This window comes from Pseudomonas grandcourensis (assembly GCF_039909015.1).
Lineage (GTDB): Bacteria > Pseudomonadota > Gammaproteobacteria > Pseudomonadales > Pseudomonadaceae > Aquipseudomonas > Aquipseudomonas grandcourensis.
Map to the genome: position 1 here is coordinate 2,691,883 of NZ_CP150919.1, position 14,904 is coordinate 2,706,786.

At 61.3% G+C, this 14,904-nt stretch carries 16 protein-coding genes; 10 read left to right on the plus strand and 6 right to left on the minus strand.

Features of this window, described 5'->3' with window-relative positions; genetic code table 11:
- Position 1: 1 nt before the first annotated feature.
- Positions 2-961, minus strand: a complete 960-nt coding sequence (locus tag AABM52_RS12110; protein ID WP_347911970.1) for a biotin/lipoyl-binding protein — start codon at positions 959-961, stop codon at positions 2-4.
- 3 nt (positions 962-964) lie between these two features.
- Positions 965-1,336 carry a DUF3302 domain-containing protein gene (locus AABM52_RS12115; protein ID WP_347911971.1) on the minus strand — a complete coding sequence of 124 codons (372 nt, stop codon included), beginning with the start codon at positions 1,334-1,336 and terminating at the stop codon, positions 965-967.
- A 151-nt stretch (positions 1,337-1,487) separates the two neighbouring features.
- Here AABM52_RS12115 and AABM52_RS12120 point away from each other — a divergent pair, with 151 nt between their 5' ends.
- Both AABM52_RS12120 and AABM52_RS12125 read left to right on the plus strand, forming a co-directional pair.
- On the plus strand, positions 1,488-2,150 hold the full coding sequence (locus AABM52_RS12120) for a hypothetical protein (RefSeq protein ID WP_347911972.1): 663 nt from the start codon (positions 1,488-1,490) through the stop codon (positions 2,148-2,150).
- Between the two features lie 77 nt (positions 2,151-2,227).
- Positions 2,228-3,310, plus strand: coding sequence for a sterol desaturase family protein (locus AABM52_RS12125; protein WP_347911973.1), 1,083 nt, complete (start codon positions 2,228-2,230; stop codon positions 3,308-3,310).
- A gap of 144 nt (positions 3,311-3,454) precedes the next feature.
- Here the strand turns inward: AABM52_RS12125 and mug are convergent, their stop codons facing one another.
- The gene (gene mug / locus AABM52_RS12130; RefSeq protein WP_347911974.1) at positions 3,455-3,976 is read right to left on the minus strand and encodes a G/U mismatch-specific DNA glycosylase; all 522 of its coding nucleotides are present in this window, start codon (positions 3,974-3,976) and stop codon (positions 3,455-3,457) included.
- The gene (locus AABM52_RS12135; protein WP_347911975.1) at positions 3,969-4,595 is read right to left on the minus strand and encodes a TetR/AcrR family transcriptional regulator; all 627 of its coding nucleotides are present in this window, start codon (positions 4,593-4,595) and stop codon (positions 3,969-3,971) included. The genes mug and AABM52_RS12135 overlap by 8 nt, the downstream gene beginning before the upstream one ends.
- A 260-nt stretch (positions 4,596-4,855) precedes the next feature.
- Between AABM52_RS12135 and AABM52_RS12140 the strand changes: the two genes are divergently transcribed.
- The 5 genes from AABM52_RS12140 to AABM52_RS12160 all read left to right on the plus strand — a co-directional run bounded on the left by AABM52_RS12140 (position 4,856) and on the right by AABM52_RS12160 (position 10,957).
- A complete protein-coding gene (locus tag AABM52_RS12140; RefSeq protein WP_347911976.1) occupies positions 4,856-5,992 on the plus strand; it encodes an HlyD family secretion protein in 1,137 nt (378 codons plus the stop codon).
- On the plus strand, positions 5,992-7,488 hold the full coding sequence (locus AABM52_RS12145; RefSeq protein ID WP_347911977.1) for a DHA2 family efflux MFS transporter permease subunit: 1,497 nt from the start codon (positions 5,992-5,994) through the stop codon (positions 7,486-7,488). Before AABM52_RS12140 ends, AABM52_RS12145 begins: the two co-directional genes overlap by 1 nt.
- 19 nt (positions 7,489-7,507) lie before the next feature.
- The gene (locus tag AABM52_RS12150; RefSeq protein WP_347911979.1) at positions 7,508-8,986 is read left to right on the plus strand and encodes an efflux transporter outer membrane subunit; all 1,479 of its coding nucleotides are present in this window, start codon (positions 7,508-7,510) and stop codon (positions 8,984-8,986) included.
- Between the two features lie 23 nt (positions 8,987-9,009).
- Positions 9,010-9,960 carry an aldo/keto reductase gene (locus AABM52_RS12155; RefSeq protein WP_347911980.1) on the plus strand — a complete coding sequence of 317 codons (951 nt, stop codon included), beginning with the start codon at positions 9,010-9,012 and terminating at the stop codon, positions 9,958-9,960.
- Positions 9,961-10,024: 64 nt separating this feature from the next.
- Positions 10,025-10,957 carry a LysR family transcriptional regulator gene (locus AABM52_RS12160; protein WP_347911981.1) on the plus strand — a complete coding sequence of 311 codons (933 nt, stop codon included), beginning with the start codon at positions 10,025-10,027 and terminating at the stop codon, positions 10,955-10,957.
- 56 nt (positions 10,958-11,013) lie between these two features.
- On the opposite strand, the gene AABM52_RS12165 is transcribed toward AABM52_RS12160, so the two are convergent.
- Complete coding sequence (locus AABM52_RS12165) at positions 11,014-11,286, minus strand: DUF2790 domain-containing protein (protein ID WP_347911982.1); 273 nt, start codon at positions 11,284-11,286, stop codon at positions 11,014-11,016.
- A 475-nt stretch (positions 11,287-11,761) separates the two neighbouring features.
- Between AABM52_RS12165 and AABM52_RS12170 the strand changes: the two genes are divergently transcribed.
- The 3 genes from AABM52_RS12170 to AABM52_RS12180 all read left to right on the plus strand — a co-directional run bounded on the left by AABM52_RS12170 (position 11,762) and on the right by AABM52_RS12180 (position 14,068).
- The gene (locus AABM52_RS12170) at positions 11,762-13,126 is read left to right on the plus strand and encodes an OprD family porin (protein WP_347911983.1); all 1,365 of its coding nucleotides are present in this window, start codon (positions 11,762-11,764) and stop codon (positions 13,124-13,126) included.
- Between the two features lie 78 nt (positions 13,127-13,204).
- Positions 13,205-13,738 carry a molybdopterin-dependent oxidoreductase gene (locus AABM52_RS12175; RefSeq protein ID WP_347911984.1) on the plus strand — a complete coding sequence of 178 codons (534 nt, stop codon included), beginning with the start codon at positions 13,205-13,207 and terminating at the stop codon, positions 13,736-13,738.
- 33 nt (positions 13,739-13,771) lie between these two features.
- Positions 13,772-14,068, plus strand: coding sequence for a hypothetical protein (locus tag AABM52_RS12180; RefSeq protein ID WP_347911985.1), 297 nt, complete (start codon positions 13,772-13,774; stop codon positions 14,066-14,068).
- Between the two features lie 12 nt (positions 14,069-14,080).
- On the opposite strand, the gene AABM52_RS12185 is transcribed toward AABM52_RS12180, so the two are convergent.
- Positions 14,081-14,839 carry a DUF899 domain-containing protein gene (locus AABM52_RS12185; RefSeq protein WP_347911986.1) on the minus strand — a complete coding sequence of 253 codons (759 nt, stop codon included), beginning with the start codon at positions 14,837-14,839 and terminating at the stop codon, positions 14,081-14,083.
- Positions 14,840-14,904 lie beyond the last annotated feature (65 nt).

The following is a 14,904-nucleotide window of genomic DNA, read 5'->3' on the forward strand; positions in this document are numbered from 1 at the left end:
GTTAGTGGAACGGGAAGATGTAGTTCATCCAGGCGGCCATGCGCAGAAGGATTTTGCGCATCATCGCGATGTGATGGAAATGCTGGCTGTACAACGCCGCCTGGCCGTAGGCGCCGCCCGGCATCTGGCCGGCGTACTGGGCATAGTCGGGGTCGGTGATTTCAATGATCACCGGGACCCGGCCGGCCGGTGGTGAACCGGTGAAGCCGATCAGCGTGCCCGACGGTTGAATCTGGCCTTCGGCGATGACCGAAACGACGGTCTTGACCTTGCCTTCGAACACCTTGCCGGGAATGCCGTCGAATGCGACCTCGGCCTCGTCGCCCTCGGTCAGGCGCAACAGGCTGTTCTGGCGCATCCACGCCGAGAAGTAGTGCCCTTCGGCGGGAATGAAGACCATCGAAGGGCGCAGCGGCAACTTGGTCGCCATCATGCCCGGACGCAGCGACACATGGGTGACGAAGCCTTTGCTCGGCGCGCGGACCGTGGTGTTGTCGAGTTCGTACTGCGCGCTGTCCAGTTGTGCCTTCAGGTCATCACTGCGCGCGACCACCATGTCCAGTTCCCGTTGGGTACTGAAATTACGCTTGATCAGCTCGGTGATCCGCGCGCGATCGGCCTGGGCGGCAACCAGCTGTGCCTTGAGGGATCTGAGCCGGTATTCGAAAGGCGCGGGGTCGATGCGAAACAGCACATCGCCTTTTTCCAGGGGCTGGTTGGTCTTCACCGGCACATCGATCACTTGGCCGCTGACCACGGGTATCACCGGAACCGATACGAAATAGGAACGCGCCACCTCGGAGTAAGGGTGGTTGTAGTTCATGGTGAAAATCAGCGCGCCGATAATCACGATCCCGCCCAGCACCGCCGTGGGCACCGTCCATTTGTTCAGGGGGATGCGGAAGATCTTGAAGATGGCTACGCACAGAGCGGCATACGTCAGAATGAGTAAGAGATCCATGGCTCAAATGCCCTCGCCGAGATTGTCCGTTGGCACCCGGTTCTGTGCCGTGCCCGTCGCTGCCTCCAGGCGCTCGATCCGGCCTTGCAGCTCGGCGACCTGTTGTTCGAGGTGAACCACATGACTTTTGGGTGAATGTCCGTCACTGAATCCCCAGCCCCGATCCTCTCGATAGGCCATCGCCCAGATCCACAGGAACGGCCACAGCGCGTGCAGGGTGAACAGGCTGACCCAGCCGGTGGCGTGGATCGCATCCTGGTGAGGGTGGTTGCGGTGGACGGCAATTTCATAGGGGATGTCGTGAAGCAGGATGATCCCGTAAAACAGAATAAGCCCGACAAAAACGAGCAGGCCCAGGGCGAAGTAATCAAGCATGAACCACTCCTTTTGAAGCAGATAACGTGTGCGCATGAGTGTAGCCGTTCAATCTACACTTGACGGGGATGCGGATATCCAGCCTGGGCAACCGGTGCCTGGCCGAAGCGTGGACCGATATCGTGCAAGCACACTGCGACGGGGTGAATTCATGCCAAGCAATGGTCAGTTCGAGAGGGCGCCTGTCCTTGACCCTGTCGAGCGCATTACCGAGGTGATCTTCGGCCTGCTGATGGCCATGACGTTCACCGGCACCATCAGCGTGGCCACGGCAGACCAGGCAGCCGAACGCACGATGATGATTGCCGCACTCGGCTGCAATCTCGCCTGGGGACTGGCCGATGCGGTCATGTACCTGTTGCGCGCACTGGTCGAGCGCACGCGCAGGATCAAGTTGTACATGGCCTTGCGCAATGGCACGGACGCCGCGGCCGGTCAGGCGCTCGTTGCGCAGGTGTTGCCGTTGCAATTGGCGACGGCGGCCGGCAGCGAAGGCCTGGAGTTGTTGCGCCGTCGGCTGCTCGATCAGCCCTCCTTGCCGATCAGGGCGGGCCTGGGCTGGAGCGACTTCAGGGGCGCCCTCGGTGTTTTCCTGTTGGTCGTGGGCTCGACATTTCCGCTGGTGGTGCCGTTCATATTGCTCGATCAGACGGCACTCGCCATTCGCCTGTCCAACCTGATCGGACTCGTGGTGCTGTTCATCGCAGGCTGGATGCTCGCCAGATACGCTGGCGCCACGCAATGGCAGGGTGGGGTGATCATGGCCGCCTCGGGGGGTGTGCTGATCCTTGCGATCATTGCGCTGGGCGGCTGACAGCCGGTCATAAATCAACACACTAAAGACTCATTCTCATTTACAATTGCCCTTCCATTTACGTTGGGCAGCCCGGTATGGATGTTCTTGCCGCAATCCATCTTTATTTATCCCAGTGGGTGTTTGAGCCGGTCACCCGGCAGTTCCTGGGCATTTTCGACTTCAACGGCAGACTCGGTCTAGCCTTTCTCTGCATGTCTTACGGCGTCGCCTATTGCCTGTTCCGCCACCGAAAATCCCGGGGTCTGACCGATGCGCGCTCGTTCGGCCAGTTCATCGGCGGCCGCCGGGTGTACCTGCATCGCTCGGCGCTGCTCGACTACCGCTACTACTTCGTACTCGCCGTCCTCAAGGTTGCCCTGGTGCTGCCCATCGTCGGCCTGGTGGATCCGTACGTCTTGCGTTCAGCAGACTACATCGCGTTCTTCACCCAGCTGTGGGGCGCACGTACACAAGTGGAGGAGCACCTGGCGCTGACCCTGCTCTATGGGCTGGGGGTATTTCTGGTCAAGGACTTCAGCCATTACTGGGGCCATCGCGCTTTTCATTCGCGGTATCTGTGGGCCTTCCACAAGGTCCATCATTCGGCGCCCGTGCTGGTGCCGGCGACCGCCAGCCGCGTGCACTTTCTGGAAGAAGTGGTCGAAAAGCTCACGGACATCATCTGCGTCGGCGCGTTTGCCGGTGTTTTCTGGTACGTCTGTGGCGGGGAGATCAGCCGCTATACCTTGTTTGGCGTGACCTACATCGTATTCGTCTTCAATGCCCTGGCGGCCAACCTGCGTCACAGCCACGTCTGGTTTTCCTTCGGGCCGGTGCTGGAGCGGGTGCTGAGCAGCCCGGCGCAACACCAGATTCATCACAGCGACGCACCGCGACACTTCAACAAGAACTTCGGCATCAATCTGTCACTGTGGGACTGGATGTTCGGCACGCTCTACGTCACCCGGTCCAGACCCGAGTCCATTCACTTCGGCACCGGTGAGAACGATCACGAGCGTTACCTGACGCTGCAGGGGTTGATCGTCACGCCTTTCGTGGATATCGCCCGCAAATTCTGGCCTGTAAAACCCCGGAAAGCACAGCCTCAAAGCGGATCTGATCCGTATTTTTCAACGCAATCTGCCTCTGTAACGGATGCAGTCGCCAGCCCACAATAAGTCTTCGGTACAGCAACCCTCGGCACCGCTGTACCGCCAATTCATAGTGTGGGAGGCCCCATGGCCAAGATGACGATTTTTCTCGGCGGTTTTCTGCTGTTGACCATCCTGATCGGTATGCTCGCGACGATTCCGCCGACGTGATTACACCCGTTGCTGCGCGTCGACGGCCAGGCGCAGTTCACGGTAGGCCGTGACCAGTTGCTCGAGGCTGAACCCTCGATTTCTCCCGCTGGGGTTGGGCAGGACCCAGACCGAGGCATTGCCGAACGTCTTGGGCTGCAAGCCCCAGGCAATCTCCCGCTGACCGGTCAGCGCGCTCCACGCCGCCTTGCCCAGGAACGCCACGAAACGCGGCGCATGGCGGGCGATTTTCTGTTCGAAGTCGGCAGCGGCGGCGGTGAACTCGTGCAAGGACAACTGATCGGCACTGGCCGTCGGGCGTTCCACCACCGCGGTCAATCCGCAGTGATAACTCAAGATCGTCCGATCGTTTTCCGGTTGCACAAGCTCTGGGGTAAACCCGGCAAGATGCAGCGTGCGCCAGAAACGATTGCCGCGCCCGGCAAAATGGTGCCCCTGGGCGGCGGCCGTCATGCCGGGGTTGATGCCGCAAAAGATCACGGCCAATTGCCCGGCGAGGATATCTTCGAGCTTTTCACTCACCGCAGATCACTCTGATTGCATTGCGTGCCAGCTCCGTCAGGTCGGCTCGGGATTTACCGGCCCGGGCACGTATCGAAATGCTGTGCAGCAGGGACGAGGCGAGCACGGCCAGGGCGGCCGGATCTGCATTGTCTTTCAACTCGCCGGCCTCTTTCGCCGCTTGCAATCGAACTTCCAGATCGGCATCCAGCCGGCTCAACCGGTCGGACAGCACCTCGCGAATCTGCGGGTCCTCGACGGCTTCAGTAGTTGCCGTGCCGATGGCGAAGCAGCCGCGGGGCTGGCCGTCGCCCGAGAAGTAAATCGATAACTGCCCCTCGTAGAAACGCTGCAAGGCCTCGGCCAACGGCAGGTCCAGGTCTGTCAGCGCCTCGTGCATGGACGCCGCGGCAAACTCCCAATACTGCTCCAGCGCTTTGATATAGAGCGCGTGCTTGTCGCCGAATGCCGCATAGAGGCTGGGGCGATTCATGCCGGCGGCGGTGGCGATGCTGTCCAGCGACGCGCCGGAATAGCCGGTGTTCCAGAACACACCGAGTGCCTGCTGCAACGCTGTCTGCGGGTCGTAGGCCCGAGGGCGGCCGCGGCCTTTGCCCTCTGTCGATTTATTTTGTGCCATGTCGTACAAAATCCTTGTGGGAGGGTGGGTCGAGGGATATTCTTACAGAATGGCACAAAATTAAGGAATCAGAAATTCCTTGTTCCAGGGTTTGTGGTAGCCGAGCGCGAACTGAGTGTTGCGGCGACGAAACCGACGCGCCGGGAGCGATCCTCCCGGCCGCGCACGGGCTTGCTTCCTTACAGCAGTTATTGACTTCCGGGCCGCTGGCGCTTGCTGCCGATGCCGACCCGATTACCCGGCTAAAGGTGAACTCGATCATGACCAAACAGTTCGATATCCCCGCTTCGCAGACCTTCGAGCACCCTGGCCCAAACCCGGCTGACTCGCGTAACAGCAAACCACTGCAACAGAGGTTGCGTCCCTGGCTGATGGTGGGTGTTCCCATCCTCTTCGCGGCACTGGGCTATGCCCACTTTGTGTCGGGGCAGGCTTATGTTTCGACCGATAACGCTTACGCCCGGGTGGCGAAGGCCTCGATCAATGCGCGGATCTCCGGGCAAGTGGCAGAGATCGCCGTCGAGGACAATCAGCAGGTCCGCAAGGGCCAGGTGTTGTTCCGGATCGACCCGAAGCCGTTCCAGATCGCGGTCGACCGCGCGCAAGCACAACTGAGCGTGGCGCGGCTGCGTATCGACGGGCTCAAGGCCAGCTACCGCCAGCAACAGGCGGAACTGCAATCGGCGAAAGAGTCGGCTGACTTCGACCAAAAGGATTTTGCCCGCAAGAAGGCCCTGGTCGCTTCGGCGTTCGTGTCGAAGTCCATCTACGAACGCGCCGACACCGACGTGAAGGTGGCGCGGCAGCGGATCGCGTCCATCGAGCAACAGATCGCCAGCACCGTGGTCGCCTTGAACGGCAATCCGGACATCGATGCCGACAGTCACCCGACGGTGCGCGAGGCCAGGGCGCAGCTCGACGAGGCGCAGTTGTACCTTTCGTACACCACGGTGTATGCGCCGCAGGATGGCATCGTGGCCAAGGTCGACGACCTGCAGGTGGGCAACCATCTCAACAGCGGCGCGCCGGCCTTTGCCTTGTTGTCCGGTCACGAGATCTGGATCGAGGCCAACTTCCGCGAGACCGACGTGACCCACATGCGTCCGGGTCAGGAAGCCACCATCCGCATCGATACCTACCCGGATCGCGTGTTCAAGGCCCACGTCACCAGCATGAGCCCGGGGGCCGGGTCGGATTTCGCGCTGCTGCCGCCGGAGAATGCCACCGGCAACTGGGTCAAGGTGACGCAACGGGTGCCGGTACGGCTTGAGCTCGACGAAGTGGACCCGACGCTGCCGCTGTTCTCCGGGACCAGCGCCACGGTGCGGATCGACACCCGGTTTCAAAGCCCCTGGTGGCATCCGCTCAAGGCGTTGCTGAGCGCAGGTAACTCCTGATGAATACCCAATCGATGGTAAGTCCCGGTGGGGAGGGTGCGCGCTCGCTCAGGTTCGCCGCTTTGCTGGCGACCTATATGCAGTCGGCGAACCTGCCGCTGCCGAACTCGGCACTCAGGTTGATTCAGGGCAGCCTGTCGATGAGCGACGATCAGGCGGGCTGGATTTTCACCTCGTACCTGGCCGCGAGTGCGATCAGCATGCCGCTCGCGAATTGGCTGGCCGGGCGCTTTGGCTTGAAGTGGGTGTATCAGGCGGCGCTGGCGTTGTTTGTCCTTGGCTTGCTGCTTGCCACGTCGGCGACGACGCCACTGGAATTCGTCGGCGCGCGCATCGCTCAAGGCATCGCCAGCGGCGTGCTGGCGCCGTTGTCGATGGCGATCGCCATGGAAACCTTGCCGCAGGACAAGCGTGGGAAATTTGGCGCGAGCTGGACCGCCATCGTGCTGTTCGGCATCGTCAGCGGCCCGAGTATCGGTGGCTGGATCGCCGAGCATTTTGGCTGGCGGCCGATGTTCTACCTCAGCGTGCCACTGTCGGCGTTTATCTTCCTGGTGGCGGCGCTGTTGCTGACCGAGAAGAAGGCCGAGAAACCGCCGGCGTTCGATTTTTTCGGTTTCGGCACCTTCACCCTCGGCATGATCAGCCTGCAAATGCTGCTCGACCGGGGTGAGCGCCTGGACTGGTTCGCTTCGCCCGAGATCTGGCTGGAGGCCGTGGCGTCTGCGCTGGGGATCTACCTGTTCGTGGTGCATGTGCTGACCTCGAAGGTGCATTTCCTCAACAAGCGCCTGTTCAAGGACCGCAACTTCGTGTTGTCGACGGTGATCTTTTTCGCCCTCGGTTTCGTGCTGTTGTCGACCATGGCCCTGACCTCGCCGATGCTGGACGAGATTCTCGGCTACCCGCCTGACACCACCGGTGCCTTGACGATTCCCCGTGGCATGGGCCTGGTTGGCGCTTTTCTGCTGATGGGGCGGCTGCCCGAGCGTTTCGACCGTCGTCCCTTCGTGGCGGCAGGCGTGGCGGTGGTGGTTTATGCCAACTGGCTGATGCTCGGCTATTCGCCGCTGATGGACGAGTGGCCCGTGGCCGTCGCCGGTGCGATCCAGGGCGTGGGCCTGGGCATCCTGATGCCGGCGGTGAGCAAGGTCGCGTTCAGCACGCTCGACCCCACGCTGCGCCCCGAAGGCACCGGCCTGTTCAATCTGGCCCGGGTCTACGGCAGCACGCTGGGCGTGGCGATCGTGCAGCTGTTTTTCTTCAACAACACCCAGGCGATGCACATGGCGCTGGTCAGCAACCTGACGCCGTTCCGCGCCGCTGCGCATTCGCTGACCTCGGCGCCCTTGCAGGTGCTCGACGGGCTCAACGAAATGATCACCGGCCAGGCCGCGTTCATCGCCGTTATCGACCAGTTCAAGATCCTGATGGTGGTGATGCTGGTGGTGAGCCCGCTGGTGTTGTTTCTTCGCAAGCCCGTTGCGGCCAATTAGTTTTCGTGGAGTTTGCCTGATGAATGCTTATGCGCTGGTCCTCAACCGCTATCTGCTGCAAACGAAGTTCGCGGGGTTGTCGCTGCTTGCCTTCCTGACCGCCTGCACCGTTGGCCCCGACTATCAACCGCCGGCGGCGAGTGCGTCACAGCACTATGACCCACAGGCCGAGCAGCGTCTTGCCCAGGGTGATAACCCTCGCATCGACCTCGGCAACAAGGTCAATGGCGACTGGTGGTCGGCCTTTGGCTCGCCGAAACTCGACCGCGTGGTGCGGCGTGCCATCGACGGCAACCTGGATCTGGTGGCTGCCGATGCGACGATCCGGCAAGCCGCTTCTTCTGTTGCGGCGGCGCAGGGTACGCTGTATCCGCAGGTCGATTTCGCTGCCGTGGCCGGTCGTCAACGGCTGCACAACGCCAGGGAACCCGCCATCGCCAATTTCTACGCGATAGGACCGCGAGTGGGGTTCGACCTTGATGTGTTCGGCGGCAACCAGCGGCTGGTTGAACAACAGCAGGCGTTTACCGACCTGCAACGGCACCGCTACGAAGCGGCGTACCTGACCCTGACCGGCAACGTTGCCAGCCAGGCGCTGCTGGTGGCTTCCGCCAACGCGCAGATACAGGCCGTGGAAAAACTGCTGGCCAATGACGCGAAAAACCTTGAACTGGTGCGCATGGCCCAACTCAACGGCAGCACCACGCAGATCGATGTGTCACTGGCCGAGACCCGTCTCGCCCAGGACCGCACCTTGTTGCCGCCCCTCGCTCAGCAACGTGACGCGGCACGCCACGCATTGTCGATTCTGACGGGGACGGGGCCGGCGGACTGGATCGCTCCCGACTTCGATTTGAGCGAGTTTGCCCTGCCGTCGAACATGCCGGTGAGTCTGCCTTCGGAGATGGCCCACGACCGGCCGGATGTGCTGCAAGCCGAGGCGCAACTGCACATGGCCAGCGCGGCGGTGGGCGTGGCGACGGCCAACCTCTATCCCCACGTCACGCTGTCGGCGTCCCTGGCGCAGGCGGCTTCCGGCAATGGCGGCGCGGCACTCTGGGGTTTCGCTGCGGGGTTGGCCGGGCCGCTCTTCGATGGGGGCACGCTCAAGGCGCAGCAGCAGGCCGCCGTCGACGGTTACAAGGCGACGCTCGCCGGTTACCAGCAAACGGTCATTACCTCGTTCGGGCAGGTCGCCGACACCTTGCAGGCGATCAACCATGACGCCGAGGAACACCAGGCCCAAACCGATGCCTTGCGCGCGGCCGAATCCAGTTTGCAGTTGAACCAGCAAGCCTTTGCACAAGGCGAGAACAGCATCCTCCAGGTCCTGGAAGCGGAGCGTGCCTTTGAGCAGGCGCTGCTGGGACAGATCCGCGTGAACACCGCGCAGTACCTCGACACCGTGCAGCTGTTCGTTGCCCTGGGTGGCAATGCAGTCGGTGCGTTCGAGCAACGCGTGGCGTCCGGCGACGGGCAGAAACCTTCGTATCAATAACGGCTGCGGCCTGGAGTAATCACATGACTTATGAAGCCTTTCACGACGGACTGCGCGATACCGGATTCCTGCTCAACCATGGGGCGGTCGAGATGCCGGCGGTTGGATTCGGCACCTTGTTCCGTGATCTCGCCACCACGACTGAAGCGGTGAAGGAAGCGCTGGCCGCCGGTTTCCGCCACTTCGATTGTGCCGAGCGCTACAGCAACGAAGCGCAGGTGGGTGTTGCGCTGATGGAAGTGCTCAAGGCGGGCAAGATTCGCCGCGAGGAGCTGTTCATCACCACCAAACTGTGGAACACCAACCACCGCCCCGAGCGCGTCGAGCCCGCGTTCGAAGCCAGTTGCCAGCGCCTGCAAGTGGACTACATCGACTGCTACCTGATCCACACGCCGTTTGCCTTTCAACCCGGTGACAACCAGGACCCGCGGGACGAGCAGGGCAATGTCATCTACGACGACGGCGTGACGCTGATCGAGACGTGGCGGGCGCTTGAGCGGTTGGTGGATGAGGGGCGGGCGAGGTCCATCGGTGTGTCCGATATCACGCTGCAGGCGCTGAAAGCGCTGGTCGCCGTCGCCCGGATAAAACCCGCGGTGGTGCAGGTCGAGGCCCACCCTTATTTACCGGAGTGGGAGTTGCTCGAGTTCTGTAAGGAGCACGGGATCATCGTGCTGGCGTTTGCGCCACTGGGGCACGGCATGGAACCGAATGTGCTGGCAGACCCGGTGCTTGTCGGCATCGCCCGGCGCCTGCAGAAAACCCCGGCCCAGGTGGCACTGGCCTGGTCGGTACAACGTGGGGTGGCGTTCCTGACCACCTCGGCAACGCCGAGCCATATCCGGGAAAACATCGATATATCGACCTTGCCGCACAGGGCCATGATGGAGATTCAACAAGACATCACAACCCGTATACGCTTCAACTCGGTGGTTGAAACCGGTGTCCCCGGGTTCATTCCGCGCAAGCAGTAGTTGCCGACGCCAGGGCGGTCCGTCACGGGGCCGTCCTGCTTGCCTATCCCTTGAGGTGAAAACGATGGATGTGTTCCAGACCCTGCGCTGTTTCGCGGCGGTGGCCCAAAGCGGCAGCTTCACCGCGGCAGCCGCGATGTTGGACACCACCACGACCAACGTTTCAAAAGCCGTTTCCAGCCTGGAGGCCCGGCTGCAAACGCGGCTGATCAACCGCACCACCCGGCGCCTGGCACTGACCGAAGCCGGTGTGCGCTATTTGCAGCGCTGCGAGCGGATTCTGCAGGACATGCGCGAGGCCGACGAAGAGGCGGGCACCGCTCAGGTCATGCCCGCCGGCCGGCTGAAAATCCATGCCATGTCGGCCATCGGCAACCATTACGTGATCGGCGCCATTGCCCGCTACAGGGAAACCTATCCTTCGGTTCTGTTTGACCTGACCGTGACCAATCGGCTGCCGGATTTGCTCGAGGAAGGCTATGACATGTCGATTGTGTTGGCGCGGGACCTGCCCGATTCCGGGTTTGTCGCCCAGCGGTTGGGCATCACCTACAGCATTCTCTGCGCCTCGCCGGCCTACCTGAGCAAACGCGGGACTCCCGCGTCGCCGAGTGAGCTTGGCGGCCATGATTGCCTGCGAATCGTCAACACGGTCATGCCGGTCGAAAACTGGGTATTCGAAGGTCCGCAGGGGATAGAAACGTTCAGCACACCGGCGTCGCCCTTTCACGTCAACACGGCCGACGCCATGACATTCGCGATCAAGAACGGGATGGGGATCGGCATTCAACCGATTGCTTCGGCCGTCGAAGGCCTGAGGGCGGGGACTTTGGTGCGGGTATTGCCGGGGTATCGGCTGGAGGAGCTGAACCTGTTTGCGATCTACCCGTCACGCAAGTTCGTGGATGCAAAAATAAAAACCTGGGTGGAATTCCTGAAGCATTCCATTCCGGGGTTGCTGGCGTCTGATGAAAAAATTGTCGGTGCATCTGTGTAGCGATGTGGCTGGCGCTGTACCCATGGAGTGTCGACCCTCCATCGTCCATACAGTGCTCAACCGTTCGAGCACCCGCTGCCCATGACTTGATATTCGATGGTGCGGCGTTGACCCTGGGAATCTTCATAGGTCATGCGCGCCGGGACCGGTCCGCATTCATTGGCGATTTCCGAGACTTCGATGACGCGTTTGATATCCAGCCTGGTGCCATAGGTATAGGTTTCGACGGGTGTTTGGCTGGTGGCGGCAGTCGAGTGGCTGTCGTCTGCAAAGGCCTGGGTGCCAGCGGCGCCGAGGGCAACAAAGAGTGCGATGTTCAACAGTTTCATGGTCTTCACCTCGTGGTTTGGAATGTTGTCCTGCAAGGGGTGTTCAGCCTTGTGAGCGGGTTGCATCTGATTGGGTTTGCTCACTCGGGTAGAGCCGATATTAGGCGTTTGGAGGGGGCGCAAAAATCGGTCGGGGGGATAAACACTGTTGCCGGATTGCTCATGAATCGAGGGGAATTCCTAGACTCTTTCGGCCAAACAGAGCGTGTAGCAAGCGTGATCAAACGCTCTATACGCTTTTGTTAAATTTATTGACTTAAAAGTCAGCTTCTAGAAAGATGCAGGCCGCCAGACCTGTTTCGATCTTTTCCGAGCCTCAATCACGTTTCACTGACGGCGCTTGCAGACTTGCAGGCCTTAAATTTCGCCAATCGCTATATACAAAAATATATAGCGATTGGCGAAAACGTCAGGTCATGAGGGGATCAGGACCCTGGACGCCAAAAAACAAGAGACCCGCACCGGAGTAAACACAATGAAGCTGCAACCCCTGGCCCTGGCCATCACCCTGGGTGGTTTGACCCACCAGGCCATCGCCGCCGGTTTTATCGAAGACAGCAAGGCCTCGCTGAACCTGCGCAATTTCTATTTCAATTCTGACAACCGGGAAAGCCAGGGCAAGGTGGGCAATGCCGCCTACGCCAGCCAGGCCAAGGAGTGGGGGCAGGGGTTGCAACTCAATGTGATCTCCGGATTCACCCAGGGCACCGTCGGCTTTGGCCTGGACGCTATCGCCATGACGGGGCTGAAACTGGACAGCGGCGGTCGCGTGGGTAAGGCCGGTATCGACCGCACGCCGGGGGCGCTGTTTCCCACAGACAGCGACGGCCATGCGGTCGATGAGTATTCCAAGGGCGGCGTGACCGGCAAAGTGCGCATTTCCAAGACCGAAGCACGCCTGGGCACCCTGCAGCCCAAGCTGCCGGTGATCAACTTCAACGACGGTCGGCTGCTGCCGCAAACCTTCGAAGGCGGGCAGATCACCTCAAGCGAAATCAACGGCCTGACCCTCACCGCCGGTCAACTGCAGAGCACCAAGACCCGCAGCTCCACCGACGATATCGACCTGCGCATCGCCGGCGCGACACGTCCCGCCCGCACTCCGGCCAGCACGCCGCTGGCCGACTCGGACAACTTTGTCTTCGCCGGTGGCGACTACAAGATCACCAAGGACCTGACCGCCCAGTACTACTACGGCAGCCTCGAAGATTTCTACCAACAGCACTTCCTCGGCCTGATCCACACAATGGCCATCGGCCCCGGCGCGCTGAAGACTGACCTGCGCTATTTCAACAGCAGCGCCGATGGCAAGAACGGTAACGCCGCCGGGCGGGCCCTGGGCTACAAAAGCAGCGGTTTCTGGAAAGCGGGCGACACCCATGCCGGCGAGGTGGACAACAACACCTGGAGTGCCCTGTTCACCTATAGCCTGAGTGGTCATGCCTTCAGCGCGGGCTACCAGCAAGTCTCCGGTGACAGCGCGTTCCCGTTCGTCAACCAGGGTGACGGCGCCACTGCGTACCTGATCACCGACCGGCAGATCGGCAAGTTCCTCAGCGCCGGCGAGCGCACCTGGCTGGCCGAGTACGGGTATGACTTCGTCGCGCTTGGCGTGCCGGGGCTCAAGACCGTGGTCACTTATTTGAGCGGCGACAACATCGACTCCGCCGCCGGTGATCGCAAAGAGTGGGAGCGCGACCTGCGGATCGACTATGCGCTGCAAAGCGGTCCACTCAAGGGGGTGGGCATTTCCTGGCGTAACGCCAGCTTGCGTGGCAATGCCAGCAGCGACCTGGATGAAAACCGCCTGATCCTCAGCTACAGCCTGCCGCTGCTTTAAGCACGGGACCGGTCCTGGCTTGCCGGTGGGCAGCCCAGGACCGTCAGGTGATTGGTCAACCCCGACAGGAGCATCGCCATGCGTTCAATTTTTTCGACTGTGCAAAGCCTTGTTCGCCCCGGCGCCAAACCCGTGTTGTTGTCACGCCCGGTCATCAATGTGGCTGAGCAGACACTGGAGGTGGTCGGGCAAGTGCAGAACCCGCTGTGCCTGAGCGTGGCCGACCTGCACGCCATGCCGGGCTATGACTGGGTGAGACTGACCAGCAATACCTGCGAGGGCAATGCGCAAAAAGCACAAAAAAAGGGCTATCGCGGGGTGCTGCTGCGGGAAATTGTCCTCAAGGCCGGGTTGAAGAGTGATGACCCCAAAGGCTGGAAACGCGCCTATGTGGTGGCGCGTGCCAGTGACGGCTATGTCGCGTTGTTCAGTTGGAACGAACTGATCAATACCGACGTGGGCGATGCGGTTCTGGTGGTGTACCGACAACATTCCCACGAGCAGACGGAGCTCGGCGAGCATCTTTCATTGGTCTCGGGAAGCGATCGTCATTCCGGGGCCCGTCAGGTGAAGTGGTTGCGCAGCATTGAGCTGTGCAGCATCTTTGGCTGACTTCATCCACAACGCCTACCGAGGAATATGCCAATGCCAGTGTGCAATTCGCTTGGCTTTGATCGCCATTCTACGGTCGAGCAAGTGTTGGCCGGCGAACAATGGCCACCGGAATTCGAAGTGGCCCTGAGGGATCTGCTGGAGCAGATGGCCAACGCCGGCCATGACGTCACCCTGCACAACCTCGGCCGGTTCCTTGGCGACTTTGTGCCGCGCTACACCCTGGACCGTGCCGAGGAATGGCAGGAATGGTCGACCCGACGCTGGGTCTCGCAGACCAAGCCGGCGCTGGTGGACAAGCTGGCGGATGTCTTCATCGGCGGTCAGTGATACCGCTGGCGCTCACCGGTACTCATCATGCCGGCGCCACCAGGGCCCGGTCTCATTGCGGCCCTTCGGCGCGCGGTCGAGCCATTGGTACATGCTCCACAATCCGTCCAGGCCCCGCGCGTAGGTGGAGTAGGTGTGATAGATCTCGCCGTCTTCCAACACGAACGTACTCAACCCCGGCCTGTCGCGGGTGTAGGTCGGTGCATCGGTGCCACAGGTCGCGGCGAACTGTTTCACCGGTTCCGGGATCTGGCTGGCGTCCATGGCATGCCCGCCGCGCTGATAGTTGTACTCGACCAGCCCTTCACGCTGCTGCGCTTCGGTGAAGTAAACGTTGAAGTCGGCGGTGAAGTCGCTATCGGCGGCCGAAGCCCAGGGGAAAGTCCAACCCATTCGGCGCTTGTAGGCCTGCAGTTTCGCCAACGGCGCGCGGGATATCGCCATCAAGGTAACGTCGTGGTTCGCCAGGTGGACGACGATGGGGTCGAAGCCATCGGCGATGGCTGAGCAGGAAGGGCAGCCGGCCGTGTAGTCGGGGCCGAACATGAAGTGGTAGACCAGCAGTTGCGAGCGCCCTTGAAAGAGTTCGGCCAGGGTGGCGCTGCCGTTGTCGGTATCGAAGCGGTACGCCTTGTCGAGGCGAACCCAAGGCAATGCCTGGCGTTGCCTGGCCACTTCATCGCTGCGTCGGGTCAGGGCCTTTTCCGCTTCGAGCAGTTGCAGGCGTGCCGCCAGCCATTGGTCCCGGGACGCGGTTTTGTGGGTGTTCATCGTTGTACGCTCCTGGTGAAAGGTCGTGATTTAGACTAAACCCGGGTATCGAATGATGGGAGTGA